Source organism: Peribacillus frigoritolerans (genome assembly GCF_030676415.1).
Lineage (GTDB): Bacteria > Bacillota > Bacilli > Bacillales > DSM-1321 > Peribacillus > Peribacillus frigoritolerans_A.
Genome location: NZ_JAUUTW010000016.1, coordinates 79553 through 104445 on the forward strand (window position 1 = coordinate 79553; position 24893 = coordinate 104445).

30 protein-coding genes, 1 pseudogene and 1 riboswitch are annotated in these 24893 nt (G+C 42.1%); of the genes and pseudogenes, 13 read left to right on the forward strand and 18 right to left on the reverse strand.

The features are described 5' to 3' along the window. Positions 1–75: 75 nt before the first annotated feature. A complete protein-coding gene (locus Q8G36_RS15970) occupies positions 76–582 on the reverse strand; it encodes an SMI1/KNR4 family protein (RefSeq protein ID WP_305160836.1) in 507 nt (168 codons plus the stop codon). Positions 583–750: 168 nt separating this feature from the next. Here Q8G36_RS15970 and Q8G36_RS15975 point away from each other — a divergent pair, with 168 nt between their 5' ends. The 3 genes from Q8G36_RS15975 (at position 751) to Q8G36_RS15985 (ending at position 2987) form a co-directional block, all read left to right on the forward strand. After that, the gene (locus tag Q8G36_RS15975; protein ID WP_305160837.1) at positions 751–1710 is read left to right on the forward strand and encodes a TIGR01212 family radical SAM protein; all 960 of its coding nucleotides are present in this window, start codon (positions 751–753) and stop codon (positions 1708–1710) included. Next, on the forward strand, positions 1707–2279 hold the full coding sequence (locus Q8G36_RS15980; RefSeq protein WP_305160838.1) for a class I SAM-dependent methyltransferase: 573 nt from the start codon (positions 1707–1709) through the stop codon (positions 2277–2279). Before Q8G36_RS15975 ends, Q8G36_RS15980 begins: the two co-directional genes overlap by 4 nt. 312 nt (positions 2280–2591) lie before the next feature. Next, positions 2592–2987, forward strand: coding sequence for a hypothetical protein (locus Q8G36_RS15985; protein WP_305160839.1), 396 nt, complete (start codon positions 2592–2594; stop codon positions 2985–2987). 174 nt (positions 2988–3161) lie between these two features. Here the strand turns inward: Q8G36_RS15985 and Q8G36_RS15990 are convergent, their stop codons facing one another. Then, positions 3162–3569: an AraC family transcriptional regulator gene (locus tag Q8G36_RS15990; RefSeq protein WP_336622970.1), complete on the reverse strand. Its 408-nt coding sequence runs from the start codon at positions 3567–3569 to the stop codon at positions 3162–3164. Further along, on the reverse strand, positions 3502–4365 hold the full coding sequence (locus Q8G36_RS15995) for a hypothetical protein (protein WP_305160840.1): 864 nt from the start codon (positions 4363–4365) through the stop codon (positions 3502–3504). Before Q8G36_RS15995 ends, Q8G36_RS15990 begins: the two co-directional genes overlap by 68 nt. 199 nt (positions 4366–4564) lie before the next feature. Between Q8G36_RS15995 and Q8G36_RS16000 the strand changes: the two genes are divergently transcribed. Then, positions 4565–4927, forward strand: coding sequence for a hypothetical protein (locus Q8G36_RS16000; protein ID WP_305160841.1), 363 nt, complete (start codon positions 4565–4567; stop codon positions 4925–4927). Positions 4928–4971: 44 nt separating this feature from the next. Next, positions 4972–6491, forward strand: a pseudogene (locus Q8G36_RS16005) (cation acetate symporter). Between the two features lie 135 nt (positions 6492–6626). On the opposite strand, the gene Q8G36_RS16010 reads toward Q8G36_RS16005, so the two are convergent. Continuing rightward, the gene (locus Q8G36_RS16010) at positions 6627–7430 is read right to left on the reverse strand and encodes an alpha/beta hydrolase (RefSeq protein ID WP_305160842.1); all 804 of its coding nucleotides are present in this window, start codon (positions 7428–7430) and stop codon (positions 6627–6629) included. 210 nt (positions 7431–7640) lie between these two features. On the opposite strand from Q8G36_RS16010, the gene Q8G36_RS16015 reads away from it, so the two are divergent. Then, positions 7641–8159: a gamma carbonic anhydrase family protein gene (locus Q8G36_RS16015; RefSeq protein WP_305160882.1), complete on the forward strand. Its 519-nt coding sequence runs from the start codon at positions 7641–7643 to the stop codon at positions 8157–8159. A 33-nt stretch (positions 8160–8192) separates the two neighbouring features. Here the strand turns inward: Q8G36_RS16015 and Q8G36_RS16020 are convergent, their stop codons facing one another. The 5 genes from Q8G36_RS16020 to metK all read right to left on the reverse strand — a co-directional run bounded on the left by Q8G36_RS16020 (position 8193) and on the right by metK (position 10336). Beyond that, on the reverse strand, positions 8193–8330 hold the full coding sequence (locus tag Q8G36_RS16020; protein ID WP_305160843.1) for a hypothetical protein: 138 nt from the start codon (positions 8328–8330) through the stop codon (positions 8193–8195). Beyond that, a complete protein-coding gene (locus tag Q8G36_RS16025; protein WP_305160844.1) occupies positions 8287–8496 on the reverse strand; it encodes a hypothetical protein in 210 nt (69 codons plus the stop codon). Before Q8G36_RS16025 ends, Q8G36_RS16020 begins: the two co-directional genes overlap by 44 nt. Beyond that, complete coding sequence (locus tag Q8G36_RS16030; protein ID WP_305160845.1) at positions 8453–8809, reverse strand: hypothetical protein; 357 nt, start codon at positions 8807–8809, stop codon at positions 8453–8455. The genes Q8G36_RS16025 and Q8G36_RS16030 overlap by 44 nt, the downstream gene beginning before the upstream one ends. Further along, on the reverse strand, positions 8745–8942 hold the full coding sequence (locus tag Q8G36_RS16035; RefSeq protein WP_305160846.1) for a hypothetical protein: 198 nt from the start codon (positions 8940–8942) through the stop codon (positions 8745–8747). Before Q8G36_RS16035 ends, Q8G36_RS16030 begins: the two co-directional genes overlap by 65 nt. Before the next feature lie 200 nt (positions 8943–9142). Next, positions 9143–10336 carry a methionine adenosyltransferase gene (gene metK, locus Q8G36_RS16040; protein WP_305160847.1) on the reverse strand — a complete coding sequence of 398 codons (1194 nt, stop codon included), beginning with the start codon at positions 10334–10336 and terminating at the stop codon, positions 9143–9145. Between the two features lie 163 nt (positions 10337–10499). Next, a riboswitch (SAM riboswitch) is annotated at positions 10500–10662 on the reverse strand. 430 nt (positions 10663–11092) lie between these two features. On the opposite strand from metK, the gene pckA reads away from it, so the two are divergent. Next, complete coding sequence (gene pckA, locus Q8G36_RS16045) at positions 11093–12679, forward strand: phosphoenolpyruvate carboxykinase (ATP) (RefSeq protein ID WP_305160848.1); 1587 nt, start codon at positions 11093–11095, stop codon at positions 12677–12679. Positions 12680–12963: 284 nt separating this feature from the next. Here the strand turns inward: pckA and Q8G36_RS16050 are convergent, their stop codons facing one another. The 4 genes from Q8G36_RS16050 to Q8G36_RS16065 are packed head-to-tail and all read right to left on the reverse strand — an operon-like array spanning position 12964 to position 17113. Then, positions 12964–13173, reverse strand: coding sequence for a hypothetical protein (locus tag Q8G36_RS16050; RefSeq protein WP_305160849.1), 210 nt, complete (start codon positions 13171–13173; stop codon positions 12964–12966). Between the two features lie 51 nt (positions 13174–13224). Next, a complete protein-coding gene (locus Q8G36_RS16055; RefSeq protein ID WP_305160850.1) occupies positions 13225–14526 on the reverse strand; it encodes a nucleotide sugar dehydrogenase in 1302 nt (433 codons plus the stop codon). A 41-nt stretch (positions 14527–14567) separates the two neighbouring features. Further along, positions 14568–15884 (reverse strand): glycosyltransferase, encoded by a 1317-nt coding sequence (locus tag Q8G36_RS16060; protein WP_305160851.1) that lies wholly within the window; start codon positions 15882–15884, stop codon positions 14568–14570. Between the two features lie 23 nt (positions 15885–15907). Next, positions 15908–17113: a glycosyltransferase family 4 protein gene (locus Q8G36_RS16065; RefSeq protein ID WP_336622969.1), complete on the reverse strand. Its 1206-nt coding sequence runs from the start codon at positions 17111–17113 to the stop codon at positions 15908–15910. Positions 17114–17309: 196 nt separating this feature from the next. Between Q8G36_RS16065 and wecB the strand changes: the two genes are divergently transcribed. The 3 genes from wecB to Q8G36_RS16080 all read left to right on the forward strand — a co-directional run bounded on the left by wecB (position 17310) and on the right by Q8G36_RS16080 (position 19437). Then, a complete protein-coding gene (wecB, locus tag Q8G36_RS16070) occupies positions 17310–18446 on the forward strand; it encodes a non-hydrolyzing UDP-N-acetylglucosamine 2-epimerase (RefSeq protein ID WP_370694060.1) in 1137 nt (378 codons plus the stop codon). Positions 18447–18708: 262 nt separating this feature from the next. Continuing rightward, entirely contained in the window at positions 18709–18879 is a 171-nt protein-coding gene (locus Q8G36_RS16075; RefSeq protein ID WP_305160853.1) for a Fe3+ hydroxamate ABC transporter substrate-binding protein, read from the forward strand. A gap of 150 nt (positions 18880–19029) precedes the next feature. Then, complete coding sequence (locus Q8G36_RS16080; RefSeq protein WP_305160854.1) at positions 19030–19437, forward strand: VOC family protein; 408 nt, start codon at positions 19030–19032, stop codon at positions 19435–19437. Positions 19438–19439: 2 nt separating this feature from the next. Here Q8G36_RS16080 and Q8G36_RS29310 read toward each other — a convergent pair whose 3' ends face one another. From Q8G36_RS29310 to Q8G36_RS16100, 5 genes are all read right to left on the reverse strand, one after another. Continuing rightward, positions 19440–19730 carry a hypothetical protein gene (locus Q8G36_RS29310; RefSeq protein ID WP_370694061.1) on the reverse strand — a complete coding sequence of 97 codons (291 nt, stop codon included), beginning with the start codon at positions 19728–19730 and terminating at the stop codon, positions 19440–19442. Between the two features lie 44 nt (positions 19731–19774). Then, positions 19775–20302 (reverse strand): sulfite exporter TauE/SafE family protein, encoded by a 528-nt coding sequence (locus Q8G36_RS16085; protein ID WP_370694062.1) that lies wholly within the window; start codon positions 20300–20302, stop codon positions 19775–19777. 18 nt (positions 20303–20320) lie between these two features. After that, the gene (locus Q8G36_RS16090; RefSeq protein ID WP_305160855.1) at positions 20321–20785 is read right to left on the reverse strand and encodes a DUF523 domain-containing protein; all 465 of its coding nucleotides are present in this window, start codon (positions 20783–20785) and stop codon (positions 20321–20323) included. Between the two features lie 260 nt (positions 20786–21045). Next, complete coding sequence (locus Q8G36_RS16095; protein WP_305160856.1) at positions 21046–21288, reverse strand: DUF2584 domain-containing protein; 243 nt, start codon at positions 21286–21288, stop codon at positions 21046–21048. 50 nt (positions 21289–21338) lie between these two features. Beyond that, positions 21339–22127 (reverse strand): alpha/beta hydrolase family protein, encoded by a 789-nt coding sequence (locus Q8G36_RS16100; protein ID WP_305160857.1) that lies wholly within the window; start codon positions 22125–22127, stop codon positions 21339–21341. A gap of 180 nt (positions 22128–22307) precedes the next feature. On the opposite strand from Q8G36_RS16100, the gene Q8G36_RS16105 reads away from it, so the two are divergent. Genes Q8G36_RS16105 through Q8G36_RS16115 form a run of 3 tightly spaced genes read left to right on the forward strand, consistent with a single transcriptional unit; the run spans position 22308 to position 24843 of the window. Next, on the forward strand, positions 22308–23264 hold the full coding sequence (locus Q8G36_RS16105) for an ABC transporter substrate-binding protein (RefSeq protein WP_305160884.1): 957 nt from the start codon (positions 22308–22310) through the stop codon (positions 23262–23264). 27 nt (positions 23265–23291) lie between these two features. Continuing rightward, positions 23292–24062 carry an ABC transporter ATP-binding protein gene (locus Q8G36_RS16110; protein ID WP_305160858.1) on the forward strand — a complete coding sequence of 257 codons (771 nt, stop codon included), beginning with the start codon at positions 23292–23294 and terminating at the stop codon, positions 24060–24062. After that, complete coding sequence (locus Q8G36_RS16115) at positions 24052–24843, forward strand: ABC transporter permease (RefSeq protein WP_305160859.1); 792 nt, start codon at positions 24052–24054, stop codon at positions 24841–24843. Before Q8G36_RS16110 ends, Q8G36_RS16115 begins: the two co-directional genes overlap by 11 nt. Positions 24844–24893 lie beyond the last annotated feature (50 nt).

The following is a 24893-nucleotide window of genomic DNA, read 5'->3' on the forward strand; positions in this document are numbered from 1 at the left end:
TCTCATTTGGATGATTCGGAATCATCTTTTCTAGTTTGAGCAAATAACGGGTAGATTATCATTTTTTTTGAGCAATCAACCCTTATCCCAAAACTTCTCACCTTGATGGGAAATGAACCGCTCGATCCATTCGGCAAAGTCCATATGGAGCTTCTCGCCTTCTTCAAAATCATCGATATGGCCTTTTACCATTAAATACTCCTTATCGCCTTTAGCGACGGCTTCCCCATCGATGACGATATTATCTTGATAAATGCAGGCAACTTTATAACATCCCTCATAGGAATTTTCATATGTGTAATTAATAATATCATCCAAGCTGTATAAATCATTTTCCCCGCCCGATTCCACATTGTCGAACAGACGGCATCCATTGGTTATTTTTAAAAACTCCTTATAATCCTCGGGCAGAAGCAGTCCGGTTTTCTTTTCAAAGGAATGAATTTGTTCATCCGAAGCAGGTGAATTGAAGGTGCAAGTGGCTTTGTATGTGAACCCATCTTCATTTACTTCGATCACCTGATTATTTTCGGCTAATTTCTTTTTCATTTGATTAATCGCTTCTTCAACTTGACCGGTCATGTCCATCAGCTCCCGATTGGATATAGTCATTCAAAGATATACTGGAAATAGCAGCAAAATGTTTAGCCTTCAAGTATACAGTATACGCTTATTTTTCAAAAAAAGACCTAGCTGTGAGAATGTTGTATAATATATGTTGCGCTTTATTTTATTTAGGAGGTTGCTGATTTGAATCAAGCAAACCCGTTTATATATGCAACGGATAACAAACGATATCATACATGGAATTACCACCTGAGAGAACATTTTGGACATAAGGTCTTTAAAGTTGCCCTGGATGGCGGTTTTGACTGTCCGAACCGTGATGGCACCGTCGCACATGGCGGCTGTACCTTCTGCAGTGCCTCAGGCTCTGGTGACTTTGCGGGCAACAGGGTTGAACCCCTCGACGTCCAGTTTAAGAAGATCAGCGAACGGATGCATCATAAATGGAAAGATGGAAAATATATGGCCTATTTCCAAGCGTTCACGAATACGCATGCACCCTTGGCAGAGCTTCGCGAGAAATATGAAAGTGTATTGACCCAGGAAGGTGTCGTCGGACTCTCGATCGCGACACGCCCTGATTGCCTTCCAGATGATGTAGTCGAGTATTTAGCGGAATTGAACGAACGCACTTACCTTTGGGTGGAGCTGGGTCTCCAGACGGTTCATGAAAAGACCGCGACGATGATCAATCGTGCCCATGACTTCGATTGCTACAAAGAAGGCGTCGATAAACTGCGCAAACACGGCATCCGCGTATGCTCCCATATCATCAATGGCCTTCCTCAGGAAGATTACGGCATGATGATGGAAACAGCCCGTGAAGTCGCCAAACTAGATGTCCAGGGGATAAAGATCCATTTACTTCATCTATTAAAAGGGACACCGATGGTCAAACAATATGAAAAAGGCCTGCTCGAGTTTCTTGACCGTGACGGTTATGTCAGCCTGGTATGTGACCAGCTGGAAATAATCCCTCCAGAAATGATCGTTCACCGCATTACGGGTGACGGTCCGATCGATTTGATGATCGGTCCAATGTGGAGCGTCAATAAATGGGATGTCTTGAATGCCATTGATGCCGAATTGAAACGCCGCAACAGCTGGCAGGGGAAAAATCATCAAACGGAGGTACAATCATGAAGCTAGATCGAATTTTGCCATTCGCCAGGATTCTGCTGGAAAAAGCGGTCCACCCCGGGGATATAACCATAGATGGCACGATGGGTAACGGCTTTGATACAGTCTTTCTTGCAGGACTTACAGGTGTAAACGGACATGTCTATAGTTTTGATATTCAGAAAGAAGCGATCCAAACCACAACGGCGAAACTGAACGCCGAGAATTTACAAGAGCGCTGCACCCTCATTCATGATGGGCATGAACATTTAAGCAAATACATCAGGAAAGAACATTCCGGAAAGATCACAGGTGCCATATTCAACCTAGGCTACCTTCCTGGCGGAGACAAATCGATCATCACCCAAGCCGATACGACGATATCATCCATTGAACAGCTGTTCGAAATGCTGGCGCCTGAAGGCATCATCATCCTCGTCATTTACCATGGTCATCCAGGGGGATCGGCAGAACGGGATGCATTGATGGATTATGTACAGAACTTCCCTCAACAGGAAGCCCATATCCTGAAATACGGGTTCATCAACCAAGCAAACAATCCGCCATTCATTGTCGCGATTGAAAAGAGATGATAAAACTGACACCGTTCTATACGAACGGTGTCAGTTTGTAGACAAAGGGGGTTCTATCTAAATTTCACAAAGTTGATTGGAACAGGTGTGCGAGACTCCTGCGGAGATGTTCAGGGGAGACCCCGCAGGCGCATAGGTGCCGCGGGCGGACCGCCCTCGGAAAGCAGATGCCTGGAGGCAAACGTTCAAATTGTACAAGCCCTTAACAGGCTGCAGACAAACTCACAGGCAGCAGAATTACCAATCATAACTTTTTGAATTTTCCGTCTATAATGATTATAATGATAGAAAATAGATAAGAGGGTGCAGAAAATGGAACATTTGCCTACTTCATTACTGACGGATATATTGACTGAAAAAATCAAAAGGGATTCAAGTGAACAATACGGGGATTTTGTCAGCTCGCTTAACTCGTTGACAGCAAAACAAAAAACCATGGAGGACCTCAAACAATTCGATCATCATTTAGATAAGTTCCTGCCACAGCTCGATTTAATGATTCCCACTCAAAACCATGAAGCGATCATGAATATGAAAGCGACGCTTTTGGATCTATTCGCCAATGACTTGACCTTCAAATCCATTTATCTTCTATCCACCGCATTATCCAATAAAAAAGAACTTACACACTTGAACCAATTTATGTACCCGGTTACTTTTTGGGCACCGGTCATCAAGTCGAACGAATTGCTTAAAAAAGCAGGCTGATTTATTCAAACAAAGCTGCTCAAAATCACCAGCAGCACATTAGAAAACAAAAGCAACAGAGACTCCCTTCATTAGGAAGTCTCTGTTGCTTTTTCACCAAGTAGATATCATTAGCTTTCTTGAATCGCTTGTGCAATCCATTTTTATAGTTTTTACCAACTATATTAACTTGCTTCATATGAAAATAATCTCTTTCGTTGCTCGATACTCACTTGGTGAAAGCCCCACTACCTTTTTAAAAATTGTACTGAAATAGTTGGGCGTATTAAAACCTTGTTCAAAAGCAATTTTTTCTATCGTTTGATCGGTGTGTCGCAAGAGCCAGACTGCCTTTTGGATACGAACAAATGTTAAATAGGAAATGAAACTATGACCAGTTTCTTTTTTAAATATCCTACTAAAATATGTAGGACTAAAATTAACTTCATTTGCCGCTTGTTGAATCGTCAAGTTTTCCGCGAAGTGTTCAGTAATATAATCTATGCTCGTTTGTACAGATAGATTCGTTGGAATTTCATCGAAATGGCGTAGGGATAATCGGATGTCTTGGCGGACTCCTCCTAGCCGTTCTTGCTTCTTGATAAGACTTTTTTAAACCTGATAACTCTCGATGGATAGAGCCCACACCTATATATAATTGAATGCCATATTGATGCTTCAAGTGATCTAACAGTTCAACAATTGTCTTTTCTCCTTCCTCCCAATAACACGGAGCAGAAATACCTTTAGGAATTTTCAGGGTAAACACTAAATGCTTCCTAAAGGGAAGAAAGTAGACATCATGTTCAATAGTGGCGAACGCTTTCATTAACTTTCTTTGAATTACGCTCGAAGCCTGCCACCCCTCGTTCTCCTCCCTCTTTGGCGAAAGCACCAAACCTTGAATGAAGTACACCACATTCGGGATCATCCCTTTTATTAAAAGGGTTTTCATTTGCTCAAGAGCTACTTCTTCTCTAAGAATACTTTGTAAAAACAGTTCATCGATTGGATAATCTTCTTCCTGTTCAAATGTAACCATGTTTCTAATAGATGAATCCAGTACTTTTTTTATATTCCGATAAAATAAATGCTTACTAATCGGTTTGATGAATAACGATGGTAGCTGAAGTTCAATCGCAATAGGGGCCGTTTGTAACATCGAGGCGTCAATCAATGGAAACAAAAGTAAATTTGAATGCTTTTTGAGCAATCTTCTCACCTTTAACCAATCAAATGGCGTATTGATTTCCATTATTATTATAATAATTTCATCGTTACAGAATGTCTCTAAGTCATCTCGGAGCATTAGTTTTTCAAAAAAAGGATGAGCTAGCCAAGTTTCAATTTTTTCTTTTTCCATTAAGTCGTTCACTAATATTTTTACACAATACGCCATGTTCCCCCCTATTTTGACAGAAAATTCTTTTTATTAACCATTATACTATTTCCCCCTGGATACTGAGCATAATTATGTAAAAATCAAACAAAATTTTGAAAGGTACCTCGTTTGATTTTCAAGTACAATAAAAAATAATGAAAGGTTTTACACGCACTAAATGAAAGCCCTTTCATTAAACGAAAGGAGTTGTAAGAAAATGGCTGGTGAGTTCAATGAAGATTACGAATACGTAGCAGCAGAAAAAGTGGACATTAAAGATTTAGCTCCACTTGATGCCGAAACAAGCAGAGTCATGAAACAAGAATTTGGAACAGGTTTTAAACTAACGATTTTTTACTACATCTTTATCTTTTCCATTCCAATTTTAAATTGGTATATGCCTGAATTTTTCTTTTCTAAATTTTTTGGAGGCATGACGTATTCATGGTTTTTCACTAGTGTCATTGCGATGGCATTAGCTTTCATTATTGCTTATGTTCACACCTCACTTTATGAGAAGCGACTTAAAGAGTACGAAGATAAGAATGCTGGCAGTACCGAGAGGAGGAACATTAATTGATTAAAACATTGCTGGAGCCAAAAATGTTACTAACAATTATATTGATGGGAACAATTGTCTATATAACATATTTAACAAAACGAAATTCAAACGCAAGTGATTTCTTTGTTGGAGGACGTAGCTTCGGTTGGTTTACGAACGGGTCAGCAATAGGCGGCGACTATTTAAGTGCAGCCACCTTCCTTGGAATCGCCGGCCTAACTTTCCAATTAGGATATGACGGAGCCTATTATGCGTTTTGTTTCTCCATCGGTTTAACTTTGCTTGCTATTTTTGTGGCTGGTCCACTACGCCGATTCGGTGCTTTTACAGTGGCAGACTTCCTCGCCTATCGCTTCCATAGTCAACGTGCCCGACTGACAGCTGTTGTTGTCGTCTTAGCAATTTCAGGATTTTATGCAGCACCTCAGTTACTTGGTGCAGCACAATATTAAGTATGTTCTTTGGAACAAGTTATGAATTTGGAATTATTTTCACTTGTACCATTATGGTGTTCTATGTTGGAGTCGGTGGCATGAAAGGAACCACGGTGAATCAAGCCCTTGAACTATGGATCCGCCTTGCTGCATTTATCGCAATGACTATCGCTGCTGTTTATGCCGGATTTCATTACCATACCATTTTAGCGAATATAAATGATTTTACTGGTTCAATTATGAACACCGCTCAATACACAATTGATGGCAAAGATTTTGTTGTCGATGGTGAATCTTGGTCCGGTACAGGTAACTACTTCCCCACATTCTGGCAAACAATTTCGATGACGATCGGTCTTTCCCTTGGTACAATTGGTCTCCCTCATCTATTATTACGTTTCTATACAAACCCCAGTGCAAAAGCAGCTAGACGTTCTGCATTAATGGCGATCGGTATTGCCAGCGTATTCTTCTTATTCGCTGTTTATCTTGGAGTAGTTGGCCGCGCAATCTTCATCAAAGGTGAGGCTTCTTCACAAGTTATGAGTGACCTTATTACGGGTGGGAACAACATGGTTGTTCCATCTACAGCTCAAGCACTAGGTGGCGAATGGATGCTAGGTCTTGTTATCGCTGGTGCCTTTGCCGCCATCTTTTCAAATTTGTCAGGTCTGTTCATCGCAAGCTCTGGAGCACTTGCTCATGATGTATATGCTACGTTTTTCAAGAAAGACATTACTCAAAAGCAACGTGTTATTGCAGGTAAAGTAGCTATTCTCATTCTTGGTATTTTATACGGGGTACTTGGATTACTTGTTAAAGAGGCTTCAATTGGTCATCTTGTTGCCCTTGCATTCACTGTTGCCGCAAGTACATTCACCCCCATTTTCATCTTGGGAATATGGTGGCGAGGCATGACAGAAAAAGGGGCAATTGCCGGACTTCTTCTTGGACTTGCTTCATCGATGTATATGATTTTCTTAAAAGACACACTACCTAACTTCCTACAATTCAATGTTCCAGGGCTAATTACCGTTCCGATTGGCTTCCTTAGCGTATATGTCGTTTCTAAATTAGACGGTAAGGTTCCTAGTGATGTCAATAAGTTTATGCAAAAAGTTCACGCGAAGGAGTCTGAGGTTGCTTAAATACAGGTACACTAACTTACAATGAATAAAATCTCTAAATTATGAAACAGGGGTTTTTCTCAGGCCCATTTAAATAAAAAAACTGCCGAAGGTCTAACTTCGGCAGTTTTTTATTTATCCTGAAGTATGTACGGATCAAACCACATACCCTAATATCTTTAAACGGTTTTCAACAAAACTCAGCGCATATTGAAATACATCATCACGCTCTGGTTCATTGAAGATTTCATGATAAAGCTTCGGCCATTCCTTATATTGCTTTTCACTGGCCAAGTTATAATTAAACCACTCTCGAACCGCCTTCTTATTCACGATTCGGTCATCTCCGCCCTGCATGACCAAAAGCGGCACATCCTGAAATTCAGGAATCTCTTCAAAAGCATCCTTCATAGCCTGTGCAAGCTCGCGATACCAGCGAATCGAAACCTTTGTGATATATAATGTATCGTTTCTATCGGATTCACGAATTTCCGCACTTCTCGTCGCCATTTCAGGTGTCAATCCGGAATCCACCCTGAACTTAGGCATCACGATGTTCAAACCATGCGAGATGGTTGTCAGGATCTTCCGCGGCTTCGTCACGAGGCCCAAGCATGGAGAAGAAAGAATCACCCCTGCAATGTCCCATTCCTCTTCCTGAAGAAGGCGTATCGATATCAAACCGCCCATGCTGTGTCCAAGTAAAAAGACCGGCAACGAATATTCGTAAGCCTCTTCTATCCAGCTTTTCACTTCGTCCAAATACTCATCAAAGGAATCGATATGTCCCCGGTAGGCGCGAGTTGTCATACCCTGCCCAGGAAGGTCGCCCATGACGACATGGTATCCAGCTGAAAGCCACATTTGTGTTACCCACTTATAACGTCCGTGATGTTCCATTGCCCCATGAATGATGACAATGACGCCCTTTGCGTCTCCTTCTGTCTCCCATTTCCACATTCGAAATCCCCCTTTCACTTTTCACTTGTTGTGTACGATCCATGATAGTTAAAATAATATATATAAATTATAACCATATTCGTGATTTTCGACAAAAAAGAAATCTAACAAGTTGTACATTGCTATTATAAATAGCCAAGTGTATTTGCATACGGTATATTAAAATAATACATAAAAACATTCACTTCGGAAAGGAAATGATTGAAAATGATTATTTATCCGTATAAAGACAAAGAACCTGAAATTGCTGAAAGCGCTTATATTGCTGAAAATGCTGTCGTGACAGGTGATGTCAAAATTGGCGACGAAACATCAATTTGGTTCAATTCCGTCATTCGCGGTGATGTATCCCCAACCATCATTGGGAAAAAAGTCAGTATACAGGATAACAGCGTCCTGCATCAAAGCCCAAATAATCCATTGATCATCGAGGATGAAGTAACCATTGGCCATCAAGTCATTTTACATAGCTGTAAAATCCGCAAAGGAGCTTTGATCGGCATGGGATCGATTGTACTTGATGAAGCCGAAATCGGCGAAGGGGCCTTCATCGGTGCCGGCAGCCTCGTTCCCCAAGGTAAAGTCATTCCACCGAACATGTTGGCATTCGGACGTCCAGCTAAAGTCATTCGTGAAATCAACGAAGAAGATCGTCAGGATATGGAACGCATCGTACGCGAATACACCGAAAAAGGACAATACTATAAAACGGCTGAACGAATAAAGTAACACTCGAGTAATTGACTGAAAGTTACGAGTATTTTACTCAAACTCACGAGTAATTGTTCCAAACTCACGAGTAAACTGCCCTAACTCACGAGTAAACTGCTCTAACTCACGAGTAAACGCTCTAAATTCACGAGTATTGCACCAACTTACGAGTAATTGTTCCAAACTCACGAGTAAACTGCCCTAACTCACGAGTAAACTGCTCTAACTCACGAGTAAACTGCTCTAACTCACGAGTAAGCGCTACAAACTTACGAGTAATTGCTTCAAATTCACGAGTATACGACCCTAACTCACGAGTATTGCACCAACTTACGAGTAATTGTTCCAAACTCACGAGTAATTGTTCCAAACTCACGAGTAAACTGCTCTAACTCACGAGTAAACTGCTCTAACTCACGAGTAAACTGCCCTAACTCACGAGTAAACTGCTCTAACTCACGAGTAAGCGCTACAAACTTACGAGTAATTGCTTCAAATTCACGAGTAAACTGCTCTAACTCACGGGTCATTGCTCCAAACTCACGAGTAAACTGCCCTAACTCACGAGTAAACTGCTCTAACTCACGAGTAAACGCTCTAAATTCACGAGTATTGCACCAACTTACGAGTAATTGTTCCAAACTCACGAGTAATTGTTCCAAACTCACGAGTAAACTGCTCTAACTCACGGGTCATTGCTCCAAACTCACGAGTAAAACGAGTAAACTGCTCTAATTCACGAGTAAACGCTCTAAATTCACGAGTATTGCACCAACTTACGAGTAATTGTTCCAAACTCACGAGTAAACTGCTCTAACTCACGAGTAAGTGCTACAAACTTACGAGTAATTGCTTCAAATTCACGAGTATACGACCCTAACTCACGAGTATTGCACGTAATTTTACAATTTCTTTGGGATTTCTTGAATTATTCCCGCAGACGGCAAAATTAATCCATAAAAAAGGTGCCCCGCTAATTGCGGGACACCTTTTTTATGTGATTACGCTTGTGCTTTTAATGTTTCTGCTTTGTCCGTGCGTTCCCATGGAAGATCGACATCTGTACGGCCGAAGTGTCCGTAGGCAGCTGTTTGTTTGTAGATTGGGCGACGAAGGTCAAGCATTTTGATGATACCAGCTGGACGAAGGTCGAAGTTAGCGCGAACTAGGTCAACAAGGACTTCTTCGCTAACTGTACCAGTTCCGAAAGTATCAATAGAGATCGATACGGGCTCTGCCACACCAATGGCGTATGCCAATTGAACTTCCGCTTTGTCGGCAAGGCCGGCTGCCACGATGTTTTTCGCAACGTAACGAGCAGCGTATGCAGCCGAACGGTCAACTTTAGTAGCATCCTTACCAGAGAATGCACCGCCGCCGTGACGAGCGTATCCGCCGTAAGTATCAACGATGATTTTACGTCCAGTAAGACCAGCATCCCCTTGAGGTCCGCCAATTACGAAACGGCCAGTCGGGTTGATGAAGTACTTAGTTTCAGCATCGATCAATTCAGCTGGAACGACTGCTTTGATCACATGTTCTTTCAAATCGGCTTGAATTTGTTCAAGCGTAATTTCTGCATCATGCTGTGTAGAGATAACGATCGTATCTACACGTACAGGAAGGTTATTCTCATCATATTCCACAGTTACCTGTGTTTTACCATCAGGGCGTAAGTAAGCAAGAGTTTCATCTTTACGAACTTGAGCCAATCGGAATGAAAGTTTATGCGCCAATGAAATCGGAAGCGGCATAAGCTCTTCTGTTTCATTACAAGCAAATCCGAACATAAGACCTTGGTCCCCTGCACCGATTGCATCGATTTCTTCCTCTGACATGTTCCCTTCACGAGCTTCCAATGCTTTATCGACGCCAGCTGCGATATCGGCAGACTGCTCATCAATGGAACTCAACACGGCACAAGTTTCAGCATCGAAACCGTATTTCGCACGTGTGTAGCCAATTCCTTTAATCGTATCACGAACGATACGCGGAATGTCCACGTAAGCGGACGTTGTAATTTCACCGGCAACAAGTACAAGACCTGTTGTTACACTAGTTTCACACGCAACACGTGCATTTGCATCCTTAGCAAGGATAGCATCTAAAATGGAATCTGAAATCTGATCACAAATTTTGTCCGGATGGCCCTCTGTAACAGATTCAGAAGTAAATAGACGTTTCTTTGACATCATATTTCCTCCTTGGAAGTTAGTATGTTGTAGGCATAAGCCTGATTTTTACGGAACTCGTTTCCCTCATTAGTTTCAACTATAGACACAGAATTACTTATAAAAAACGCAAAAACCTTCCCTGGCAAATGAGGAAAGGTTTAAAATTCTGTCTTCTATCCTTTCACTCTTATCGTTCAAGGGTTTTTTACCTTGCTCAGGTTAGCACCATCACCACTATTCCTTGAAGACCTTCGCTTTATTTTCGGCGATCGATCTTGGAGTCAAGTTCAATATGGCAGGTTGCTGGGTTTCAAAGGGCCTGTCCCTCCACCAACTCGGGATAAGAGAATCCGTACAATTTAAGATATTATCGTATCTGGCTGGAATTTGTCAATGCTTTTCTTAAAATAACATTTCCACCCAGAATGGCGTTCATTTGAAAAAACATGCTGATACAACGTCCTAGAAGGGTTTACTATGAAAAATACGAATAGAAATGCGGTAAATTGCCATTAATAATAAAGTATTGAGCATACGAAAAGGAACGACATCCTGACTTTCCCAATAGACATATATTGCTTACTTACTTCCTATTAAAATAAAATTTTCTTCATGAAAGTATATGCGATAATCCTGACTCGGTTCCAGACGGATTAAAATGATTAACGCGACCAGCTGAAAATAATCACAAATTAAAAGAAATAGTATAGACTAATTAAATGAATGTGTTATACTAATTGTAATCTAAAAACTTAAACAAAGGAAGGTACCTCATATATGAATTCTGTAGATGTTTCTAATGAGTTACACCAATTATTAACAGGAAACAACGTGCAAACTCAACTATCAGTTCCTCAATTGGTCGAAAAAGTATTAAGCAGAAATGAAGGAGTTTTAACATCCACCGGCGCAGTAAAAGCTGAAACTGGCAAATATACTGGTCGTTCACCTAAAGATAAATATATCGTGGAAGAAGCATCAGTTAAAGATAAAATCGATTGGGGTTCAGTGAACCAGCCAATTTCCGAAGATGTCTTCAATAAACTATATAATAAAGTAGTTGACTACCTAAAAGCAAAAGAAGAGATTTTTGTTTTTAAAGGTTTCGCTGGTGCAGACGAAACATCACGTCTTCCCATCCGTGTTGTTAATGAATATGCTTGGCATAACCTTTTCGCCCATACTTTGTTCATCCGTCCGAACGAAGAGGAACTGAGAGGTCACGAAGCTGAATTCACGATCCTTTCTGCACCTAACTTCAAAGCAGACCCAGAAGTGGACGGAACTACATCCGAAACTTTCATCATCGTTTCATTTGAACGCCGTACCATCCTGATCGGCGGTACGGAATATGCAGGAGAAATGAAAAAATCGATCTTCTCGATCATGAACTACTTACTTCCAGAGGCTGGAATCCTTCCAATGCATTGCTCTGCTAACGTAGGACGTGAAGGGGACGTCGCTTTATTCTTCGGACTGTCCGGTACAGGCAAAACAACTTTATCAGCAGACACTAGCCGTAAACTGATTGGCGATGACGAGCACGGCTGGTCTTCTAACGGTGTATTCAACATCGAAGGCGGCTGCTATGCGAAAACGATCAACCTTTCACGTGAAAAAGAACCACAAATTTTCGATGCGATCCGTTTCGGTGCCGTACTGGAAAATGTTGTTGTTGACCCGGATACACGTGAAGCGAACTATGATGACAGTTCATTGACTGAAAACACTCGTGCTGCTTACCAAATGCAAGCGATCGATAACATCGTGAACCCAAGTATTGCAGGACACCCAAATACAATCATTTTCTTAACAGCTGATGCTTCAGGCGTTCTGCCTCCAATCAGCAAGCTTTCCAAAGAACAGGCAATGTTCCACTTCCTAAGTGGATACACTAGTAAATTAGCTGGTACTGAAAGAGGCGTAACTTCACCGGAAGCTACATTCTCCACTTGCTTCGGTTCACCATTCTTACCGCTTCCAGCTACACGTTATGCTGAGATGCTTGGTGATAAAATTGACGAGCACAATGCAAAGGTATACCTTGTCAACACCGGATGGACTGGCGGAGCATACGGAACTGGAAGCCGTATGAAACTTGCTTACACTCGTGCAATGGTACAAGCGGCACTTGAAGGTGAATTAGCGAACATCGAAACGACAAAAGATGATATCTTCGGTTTGGATATCCCGCTTCATGTTCCTGGTGTTCCAGATGAAGTGCTTCAACCAATCAAAACTTGGGCAGATCCTGCCGCTTATAAAGAAGCAGCAACAGACCTAGCCGCACAATTCCGTGCAAACTTCAAGAAATTCAAAAGCGTTCCAAGTGAAATCGAAGAACTTGGCGGACCGACAGCTTAATAAATTGTACACAAAAGGACCAAGCTCTTGCTTGGTCCTTTCAGTTTGTCGACAAGTACTGTCTCTTCCCGAACCATGATTTTAAAACAAGACTAGGTTATCCTTCATGGTTGACCTTTTTAGTGCCGGGTAGGTCGAAAAACGGCGTGAACGATCCAATAAAGTTCCGGGTAGGGCGAAAAAGGCGTCAACGGTCGAATAAAATGCCATGTAGGTCGAAAACGCCAACGGTCGAAATTAAGTGCGGACCAAAATTCAAAAAAAGACTAGGTAACCTTCATGGTTTATTTTTTTATGGATGGAACGCTTCCTTTCCGCCAAGCCTCCTCGCCGCAAGCATCTAGCGGGGTTTCGGCTAGCCAGTTATTCGGCAGAAGTGTCGCAAATATCTTCAATCCAATGAGCGGATTTCTAAAACCAACTGGAATGTTTCTACAGTTTGAAAGGAACAGCTTTGCATGGTCCTTTTCTTCATTGGAAAAGGGCACTGTCATAGTCAGCGCCCCCCTTAATCCTTATTCCATTATCGATGTTTGTCCAAGTTTTTAGATGATCGCTTTATTTCTGGCTTTTTTCATGGACATCGTTTTGTATTGATATATATTGCCCAGGTTGGCCACCGGGACATCTGTTTTAGTTGCATCAATGCAATTGCGTGTATCCAAAATCAATTTATTGCTCATGAGATTCGATAGCTTGTTATAATCCATCTGTTTAAATTCATCATGGTCAGTCAGGACAAGTATCAAGTCGGCATCATTTACAGCGTCTTCCACTGATACGACTGGCATCTTTCCGGATTGGACATGGGGGTCATGCAAGGCTACATCCATGTTTTCCATCCCCATCAAGATATTGACGACATCAATGGCGGGACTTTCACGAATATCATCTACATTTCCTTTGTATGCAAGACCGAAAACAGCTACTTTGGGCTTCCGGATCCCCTCTAGCATCATCCTTACGGAATTAACGATGTAATAAGGCATCGATACGTTGGTATCACGGGCCAATTTAATGATTCTCGCTTGCTCTGGTGCCTTTGCAACGACGAAATATGGATCGACCGCTAAACAATGGCCGCCAACTCCAGGTCCTGGTTGGTGAATATTGACACGAGGGTGTTTGTTTGCCATCGATATGACATCCAAAACATTGATATCCAGCTCGAAACAGATTTTCGTCAGCTCATTCGCAAGGGCGATATTGACATCCCTGAAGGTGTTTTCCATCAGTTTGGACATTTCAGCCGTTTTCGCATCCGTCTGAATGATCTCCCCTTGAACGAAGGTTTTATAAACAAGACTTCCTTTATATGAGCATGTTTCCGTGATGCCCCCGACGATACGGTTATTATGAACCAACTCTTCAAGAATCCTTCCAGGTAAAACGCGTTCCGGACAATGAACGAGGAAAATGTCTTTTCCAATGGTAAGGCCCGTCCTCTCGATCATCGGTCTAATATGATCATCCATGCTTCTTGGCGCTATTGTCGATTCGATAATGATGACATTCCCTTTTTTGATAAAAGGAAGAATGTTTGAGGTAGCATCCATGACATGAGTTAAATCACAGGATTGATGCATGTCCTTTTTATTTGGAGTAGGCACCGCGATAATGTAAACATCCGCATGTTCCGGGCTTAACTCAGCTCGGAACTTATTGGAAGTGAGCACTTCTTGCAATACCTCCTCCAATCCAGGTTCTTCGATATGGAGCCTGCCGCTATTCAAATTGGAAATAATCTCAGGATGGATATCCACGCCGACAACATCGACACCGTGTTTCGCAAACATTAAAGAAGTCGGAAGTCCTATATAACCAAGTCCGATTGTACAAAGTTTCATAAAAACCACTCCTATCTATTTTTCTGCTACACTCAAATTTGTTAGGCTGTTTGATAGATTTCGATAAAGATTTCCTTCTCTTGTTTCCAATTGTATTTTTGTCGCGCGTTCAGGCAGTTATTGCTCATTTCCGCCCTTTTTTCAGGATGTTTCAATAAGTAATTGACGCCTTCGGCAATTGATTTTGGATCATGTGAATCGACACATACACCGATTTTTTCCGTATCGACAACCTTTTGAATTTCAGGAAAGCTGCAGGCAACCACAGGCACACCGCTCATCATGTATTCAAACAATTTATTTGAAGATGCGGAGTAGTGATTAAAGCAGACATTATTCAATATCTGAAAACCTAAATACGCATTTTTTGTATAATGGAGCAGCTCGTCGACCGGAACCTTCGGCAGGAACTTCACACGATGCTCCAGATTCATGTCGCTTACTTTTTTCATTAATTCATCCTTGATCCTTCCATCCCCGATAAAAACTACCGTCCCGCCCTCGATCATCGGTACAGCATCAACCAATTGCTCTAACCCTCTTCCCATTTGAACGCCGCCTTGGTATAACAATATCGGTTCATTCTCTGGCAAATCGAGCAGCTCATGCAAATTCACGGCCGTACTTTCCTCGGGATTGGTTGGAATCGGGTAGTTATGGACCACATTGGGATACAGACCATATAAGTCTTCGTTATACTTAGCTCTCGTATGGTTTTCGGCAATCATTTCATCGACGAACATTAATAGGAATTTCTCCATCATCCCGTAAATTCGGCTATTATATCCCGTTCTGCTCGTTTGTACCTCATGCGAGTCATAAATCAGCTTTTTTCTTCTCAACCATTTACTGCTGATCGCTCCCTGCATGAGCGTATTCAAGTCATTTGAATGATAAAAATCATATTTCCTTTTCCGGCCATGATAGATCATTTGACCAAAAATGTAGCTCCTTGTTAATAGTGTCGGCAGCTTCGTTTTAGTGATGATCAGGGTGCCCATCGCAAGGAGTGCAAGGGAACCGAACAGTATTCCCGATCCCACCCAGCCGTTGATCAAGTTCAAGTTCCACAACGTATTCCAGACCAATAAGGCCAATAGAACGATTTCAAACTTCTTTTTCTTCAATTTTCCTACGATCCTGAGAATCCTATGAAGCCCCTCCCAGCGGTTATTCACCCTAGTGACAGAGAAACCATTTTGGTGTTTCTCCTTTTTGGGCAAATCCTTGATTTTCCAGTTATGAATGGCAATTAGATCGACTTCATAACCCGCTTCAGTAAGTGCTGTGCATTCTCTTAGAACCCTCGCATCGTTCGTAAAGTGATTCCACACGAACATACATACTTTCTTCGCCATGTTGTCCTCCACTTCCGGATTTTTCAGCCTGACGCTTCCATCACATTGATGAGACCTTTAATATTTTTAGACCATTGAAAATGTTGTTTAGCATACCGATGACCGTTTTCCCCCAGTTCTTCACGAAGGGCTGGGTCCGAGGCCATGGTCAAGATATGCTGACAGATTTCATCAACATTTCTGCTCTCTGCCACCAACCCGCATTTCGCCTCTGAGAGCATCTTCTTGGCCCTGCCGTCCACATCACCGACAATGGGTTTTCCGACACACATATAATCGATGATTTTACCAGGCAGCACCTTATTGAAGACTTCTTTTTCAACCAAGCTCACATAGGCAATATGGGACGTTGAAACTTCATGAAGAGTCACTCTTCGATTCATCGCATTAATCATCTTAATATTAGTCAGCCCTCTAGAGCTTATCTCCTTCTCCACTTCAGATATCCGATATCCATATCCAATCATCGAGAACTCGATTTGTTTATGTTCCCTTAGCTTTTCAGCTACGGCTATCAGTTTTTTCAAGTCCTGAGCCAGTCCGATATTCCCCGCATAAACGACCTTGATTACTTTTTCCGATACGGGTGTAAGCATATTCTTTAACGTCAGCTCATCCGCAGTAAGCGAATTAGGGATGTATTGGATGGCTTCTTCCTTGACTCCCTTTGCAACGATATAATCCCTGAAACCAGGACTATTGATGATAATAAAATCTGAATGCCGATATAGCTTCCTTTCCAGAAAGAAAGCTATTTTCAAAACCCACTTATTAGTAAATACGCCAACTCCTATCAACGATTCCGGCCATAAATCCCTGACATCGGTAATGAGTTTCGCCTTCATCTTTTTCTTGGCGATCAACGCCGCCAATGTCGGAAAGATCGGCGGGGTCGTGGCAAACACATAATCATATTTTTTTTCGAGACGGATGATTGTATAAATGAAAAGCCACATCGCTTCAAGATAATGAAGCAACCGCTTCCCCATATTGCTTGTATACCTCTTCACTTTGTCCGGTTTAATCCTGATGACATCTTCTTCAATGCTTTCTTCATCCCAAAACTTTGTATCTTGATATAAACTTTGATTAGGATAACTCGGCTTCAATGTGATGACCGTTACCTCAAATCCGTTTCTTTTCAAATGGAGATATATATTTTTCATTCTATTTCCCGCACTTCCGATTTCCGGATAAAAGTTTTGCACGATCATCAGGACGCTTTTCATATTCGCCTATCACCTCTATTCTGCTTAGCTATGCTTCCTGCTTTATATTGTAAATGCCAAATATTAACTGAAGGTTAAAGAAATATAAAGTCCTCATTAATATTGTAAAAATTCCGTTAATTATTGTTTCGTTTTTATATTTCCCATGAACTTCCCGTTATAATGAGGGAGACATTCAGAAGGGGAGGAAATGAGCATGCCTAAACAACGTATAAAGGTCATGACCGTATTTGGTACAAGACCAGAGGCTATCAAAATGGCACCAGTCGTTTTGGAACTGAAAAAGCATCAAGAAGAAATAGAAACCATCGTGGTGGTCACCGCCCAGCATAGGGAAATGCTCGACCAAGTCTTGCAATGTTTTCAAATAAAGCCAGATCACGATTTGGATATGATGAAGGATAGACAAACATTAGAAGAGATTACAACTCGAGGGCTTGAAAAATTGAGTTCGCTCATGAAAGATATAAAACCGGATATCGTCCTCGTACATGGGGATACAACGACAACCTTCATCGCAAGCTTGGCCGCTTTCTATAATAAGATACAGATTGGACACGTTGAGGCTGGTCTTCGAACCTGGAATAAGCATTCACCGTTCCCTGAAGAAATGAATCGACAGTTGACCGGAGTCTTGGCTGACTTGCACTTTGCGCCTACCAAGAGGGCTGCTGAAAATCTCCTATCGGAAAATAAAAACAATGATTATATCCATATTACCGGCAACACTGTCATCGATGCCTTGAAAACAACGATACAAAAAGACTACATGCATCCGATCATCTCCGGGTTGAATGGTGATAAAATGCTATTAATGACCGTACACCGCCGTGAAAATATCGGAAAACCCATGGAAGGAATATTCCGTTCCGTGAAACGGCTTCTGGATGAACACGGGGATATCCAAGTTGTTTTCCCCATTCATAAAAACCCAGTCGTTCGCGAAATCGCTCATGAGATTTTCAACGATACGGATAGGCTGCATATAATAGAACCTTTAGAGGTGATTGATTTCCATAATTTTGCGGCGCGATCACATCTTATCCTGACAGATTCCGGAGGGGTGCAGGAAGAAGCCCCATCACTGGGTGTTCCCGTTCTCGTGCTGCGCGATACAACAGAACGTCCGGAAGGAATCGACGCTGGTACTCTTTTATTGGCAGGGATTGATGAAGATCGAATTTTCCAATTGACCAATAATCTGCTTACAAGTGAAGAGGCCTATAGAAAAATGGCGACAGCTTCCAACCCATATGGAGATGGATTCGCTTCAAAACGGATAGTTGAAATCCTATTAACGCATTGCGGAATGAAATCCCCCCTTCCATTATGAAAAAAGCTCAAGAAAAATAAGATAATGAGAAAAAGCCTGTCACGTAAGCGGCAGGCTTTTTCTATTCAGTCAGTTTTTGAAACGGCTACTTCATATTTTCATTTGCTCTTTCATTAGCGCCAGATTTAAAGCAAAGAGTACATAACTAATACTAAATTGAATTTGAATATGTTAGATACCTATGTGATAGTTTGGGTAGATCAAGGCTCATTGAAGTCAATCAAATTAGATTGAAAATTTTTAAATTGCTGGAGGTGCTTAAGTGTTCGGGGAAGATCCTAAATTTGTTAAATGCGGTAAAGAAATCAAGGGGGATGAAGTCATTCTTGTGAAAATGCGTCATCCGAAGCGTAAAGGGATGACTGAAATAAAGGCCTATTTAAAAAATGAAGGAAGTTTCATCTGCGAAGCTTGTTTTGATAAGGAAATATGATTTTAATTTTTCTGATGGGGAACTGAACATGATTCACAATCTAAAATGCAGCTAAGCCATCGGTGCCTGCATGCTTTTCCCAGTGAATATAAAGGAGGATAAGATCTCGCTGTCGAATTGATAATCATGACACGAAACAGGAGGATTAGTATGAAAAATCAAGTTACCCCCTATTTAATCTTCGATGGACAAGCAAAGGACGCATTAGCCTTTTATGCGAAGGTATTTCATGCAGAGATTACCGAACTGCAAACCTACGGGGAAGCTGATTTCCCAACACCTGAAGAAGCGAATGACCTTGTTTTGCATGCCAAAATCAAAAATGGCGATATGCTGATCATGGTATCTGATACGTTTCCAGGCAATCCCTTTGAAGTCGGGAATAATGTTGCGTTGGTCCTCGAATGTGAAAGCGAATCGGAAATCCAGCATTTATATGATGTTATGTGTGAAAAAGGATTATCCTTAATGAAACTGCAAGATACCTTTTGGGGAGCTAAGTATGGTAAGGTCAAGGATCAATTTGGCATTCACTGGGACTTGAATTTCACAAAATGAATCTAAAAATGGCGAAAATGCGATTTGTATCCCCGGCCATTTTTACTAGGGATCATTCGCGGAAACCAGCCATCAAAACACACGAAAATAATTAAGGACATTTTTCCCATTAATAAAATCGTGACGCAAATGAATAATATACGTACATAGGAAGCACCTTTCTTAATGGCGAAGTTCGTTCCTACCAATGCTCCTGCAACCATTACCAGACCCATCGGAATTCCATAGGCAAAATTGACGGTCACCATAGATAAAAAAATAATAAGTGCGGCAATATTGCTTCCAAAATTCAATATTCTTGCATTCCCGGCAGCCTGGACAAAATCAAACCCAATGATCAGAAATGAAATAATAAAAAGGAACCTGTGCCTGGTCCAAGAAAACCATCATAAAAACCGATTGCAAATATTATGACTATCAAAAGAATCATTTTCTTCCTTTTCAGCCCTTGATACTTTGCATCTTTACCCCAATCCTTTTTTACCAACGTATAAATCGCAACAATGACCAGCAAAATCAAAATGAGGGGCTTAAGTATCTCTGCGGAAACGAAATGTACAACGTATGCTCCTAACGCCGCTCCAATTACAGTAATCGGAAACAGCTTGATGACGAATTTGAAATCCACTTTTCCAGCCCGAATGAATGAAATCGTACTCGTTAAAGATCCCATTGTACCCGCCAGATTGTTGGTGGCAAGTGCCGCTGAAGGCGAAATCCCCGTGAACAATAAAGCCGGAATGGAAATTAAACCGCCCCCGCCCACAACTGAATCGATGAATGCGGCAATAAAACCCGCAAGTACTAAAAATAGCAAAGTATAGAGATTGATTTCCTCCCTGTTTTCCCCTTCTTTCAAAAGCACTATCTAAATTGCCATTACTCATATTTCATCCAGATAATCGAATAACCTTTCCTCTGAAATGACCGTGAATCCATGCCGCTTAAGCAAAGCAGCGGTCACTCCATTCCCGACCTTCTTCTCCCCTTTGAACTCCCCATTATAAATCGTGGCACTCCCACAGGATGGACTATTTTCTTTTAAAACGACTAACGTCGCCCCTACCTCCTGGGCTTTCAATAACGTAAGATTCGCTCCCTTTATGTACAATTCCGTTACATCCCTGCCCGACTTTTCGATGATCTTCGCTTTTCCATCAAGGACATCCCCACCTTCACCGCCAACTATCTCAGCAGGTTCCCTCGGTGTCGAAAAACCGCCAAGCAACTCAGGACAAACCGCTATAGCCTTTTTCTCCCTCAATAATTCCATAACTCCATCATCCAAGCTGTGTGTACCATTGTATCTTACCTCAAGACCCGCTAAACAAGAACTCACCAAAATCACCAAATCACCCACCTCATGCGCTTTACACCATTTTACCACTCTTTTAGTGACGATTATTTCGAAGGTTGAATATCCAACTGGGATTTTGCGGTGATATGGTGTCGGTTATTGGATTATTGATTTGTGTGGGCGAGTTAGTTGGTGCGCAGGTCGAATTATGGGCGCACAGGCCGAATTTTTCGAGCGTTTGGTCGAATTATGCAACACATTCAAAAAAAAGCGCTTGCAGCGAAGACTATTCCCGGCAAGCGCTTGTCTATTTAATTAGTAGAGTTCAGTGATAGCAGTTGGTACGTAATGATGGTCTTTTCACTGGTCCATTCAATTTTTTGGATTATGGCTGTTCCGCTTGAGTCAGATTGAATCGTTTTGCGGACATCGATTGGAATATCGATAGGGTATAACCTGTAACCGGCTTTCGACAGCCGAAAAATGTTTTCTTCTTCACGGGTTTCGTTCCCTTTTGTAACAATCATGGTATTTAGCTCCATAGGCATGCCCATGTGTATCTCCTCCTCTTACCAATATACTTAGAATATACTTCATTCTATCATTATTCGGTTTTACTTTTCATCCAAGATGTTAAATCTTCGACTACTTTTCTGTTCACGGCCGGTGGGAAGTAATGCGTGAATTGAGGGAAATACCAGCTTTCTACCTCTTTGTCATGCATTTTCAACCTTTTTTCCAACCGGTACGCGTGTTCAATGGCGACATTGTCATCTTTTTCACCATGAATGATCAGGACGGGTACATTCAAATCTTCAATCGCAAACAATGGAGTACGGAACTCATATTGATCGGGGCATTTTTTAGGTGTTCCGCCTATGACCCTCTTCATCATCCGACGCATATCGACACGTTCGACATATGTTAAAAACATATCCGACACTCCTCCCCATGTGACGATCGAAGCTGCATTCCTGCAGTATATACCAGTCCAAAGTGCCATGATTCCGCCACGGGAAAATCCGAGGATATGAATGTGATCCTTGTTCACTCGGGGGTGCTGCTCAAGAAGATTGAATCCTGATATCGCATCGAATCTGTCTTCGCCTCCAAAATCCTCATCTCCCTCTCCGCCTTGATTTCCACGGTAAAAAGGGGCAAAAACGATGAAACCTTCTACGGCATACTGAACGATCCTTGCGGGCCTTACCTTGCCGACATTTTTAATCCCGCCGCGTAAATATAAGAAGGCATCATGTATTTCGCCATCAACCGGTTCAGCTAGCAACCCCTTTACCTTCAGGCCTTGTGATATGTACGTAACTGAATAAAGATGGATTTGTGGATGCGGTGATGGAAATCGCCGTTTTGAAATAATCGTTCCGTTCTCCAATTTCCACTCTCCTTTCTCTTTATTCTTATTGTAAAACATCCGCTTGTTTTTATCCCCTGAGAGGCATTCACATTTTTTTCTTCCGTTCATACGATAATGTAGGCAAAATACCTAGATATCAAGGAGGAAGGAATTTTGAAAAAATGGTGTAAAGCAGGTGTCGTATTTTTACTTCTGTGCATGCTGGTAATCCCGCTTGGAGCATGCGGCAACAAGGAACAGGAAACAACGAAGGTCAGGGTTGCCGAAGTAACCCGCTCCCTTTTCTATACACCGCAATATGTAGCGATTGAAAAAGGATTTTTTAAAGACGAGGGTCTAAGCATTGATTTGAAAACGACGGCAGGCGGCGACAAGACGATGACCTCACTTCTTTCAGATGGTGCGGATATTGCTCTAGTCGGCTCTGAAACATCGATTTACGTTCAGGCACAAGGTTCGAACGACCCCGTCATCAACTTCGCTCAATTAACACAGACGGATGGAACGTTTCTTGTTTCACGTGAAAAAATTGACAACTTCAATTGGGATATGCTGAAAAACTCTACATTCCTAGGCCAGCGAAAAGGCGGAATGCCGCAAATGGCCGGCGAGTTCGTATTGAAAAAACATAATATCGACCCGAAAAAAGATTTGAACCTCATCCAGAATATTGATTTTGCGAATGTCGCAACTGCCTTCGCTTCCGGGACCGGCGATTTTGTTCAACTGTTTGAACCAACGGCCAGCGTGTTTGAAAAAGAAGGAAAAGGCTATATCGTCGCTTCTTTCGGCACCGAGTCCGGGCATCTTCCCTATACGGTTTATATGGCTAAGGAAAGCTATTTGAAAGAAGACAAAGAGACTGTCGAAAAATTCACGAGGGCATTGAAAAAAGCACAGGATTGGGTTCAGGAAAATGATGCTGCCGAAATTGCCGAAGTCATTCAGCCGTATTTTGAAGATACCAATATCGATACGATGGAAACAGTTATCAACCGCTACAAAGAACAAGGATCCTTTGCCACCGACCCCATTCTAGATGAAGAAGAATGGAACAATCTGCAAAACATCATGGATGAAGCAGGCGAGCTGCCTTCACGTATAAGCCATGAAGAGCTGGTCAATACCGATTTTGCTGAAGAAGTCACAAAATAGCATAGATAAAGGTAAGGAGTATGTCCGATGAGCTTTTTAAAAATTCAAGACATTCACCATACTTATTTTTCAAATCTGACGGCAGCGACCGCACTAGCGGACATTTCCCTCGACATTGAAAAAGGTGAATTCGTCTCTTTTCTAGGTCCGAGCGGCTGCGGAAAAACCACCCTGCTTTCCATCATCGCCGGGCTATTTCCGCCCACTGCGGGAAAGATCCTACTCGAAAACAAACCGCTGAAAGCCAACAGTGACCTTTCAATCGGCTATATGCTGCAGCAGGATTATCTATTTCCATGGAAGACGATAGAAGAAAATATTTTATTAGGATTGAAACTGATTAAAAAGGATGAAGGGCTTGAGAGAATAAAAACGCTGAAGCTTTTAAGTGATGTTGGATTGGGAGGCACCGGAAAATTATATCCGCGCGAACTCTCTGGAGGAATGAGGCAAAGGGCTGCACTGGCACGGACACTGGCGGTCGACCCAAAAATCCTATTGCTTGATGAACCCTTCTCTGCACTTGATTACCAAACGAAGTTGAAGCTGGAAGACCTTGTTTTTGAAACCCTGAAATCCTTCGGAAAGACAGCCGTGCTCGTCACCCATGATATCGGTGAAGCCATTGCAATGAGTGACCGCATTTATCTGTTTTCCGCAAACCCAGGAAGCGTGCACAAAACATTCAAGGTGCCCGATGAACTGCGTGAACTCACGCCTTTCCATGCACGCAACCATCCACAGTATCAGATACTATTCCAAACGATCTGGAAGGAGCTTGAGAGCCTTGAATATTGAACAGCTTCATAACCAATATAAAACCTCATTAAAAAAAGAAAACAGGCTCATCCGCTTTTATCAGATCCTGATTTTCATCGTTTTTTTCAGCAGTTGGGAACTTTTATCCAGGATGGAATTGATCGATCCGCTCATCTTCAGCTCCCCAACTAAAGTATGGCATCTTTTCATACAGAAATTGGGTGATGGAACCCTGCTATCCCATTCCGGAGTGACGCTATTCGAGACCGTTCTCGGCTTTATCATAGGTACACTGCTTGGAACGATCCTGGCATCCCTGCTTTGGTGGTCACCAAGATTATCCAAAACACTTGACCCCTATCTCGTCATTTTAAATGCCATGCCGAAAGTGGCACTCGGCCCCATCATCATCGTAGCATTCGGCCCCGGCTTTCCATCCATCATCTCGATGGGGGCGATCATCTCCATCATCATCACCACCATCGTCGTCTACACCGCATTTCGCGAAGTGGACCCGAACTACCTGAAAGTACTCCAAACTTTTGGCGCCACAAGAACACAAGCTTTTCGGGAAGCCATATTACCCGCCTCCTTCCCAACGATCATCTCGACATTGAAAGTAAATGTCGGCCTCTCCTGGGTCGGCGTCATCGTCGGGGAATTCCTTGTTTCGGCGAAAGGACTCGGCTACCTAATCATTTATGGCTTTCAAGTCTTCAACTTCACCCTCGTAATGCTTGCCTTGATGATCATTGCCGTCTTTGCCACAATCATGTATCAACTGGTCGAACTGCTCGAGCGAAAATTAATCAAAGACTAACCAAACTGCCGATAACCCTCGGCAGTTTTTCATTCATGCTGAGATAAAAC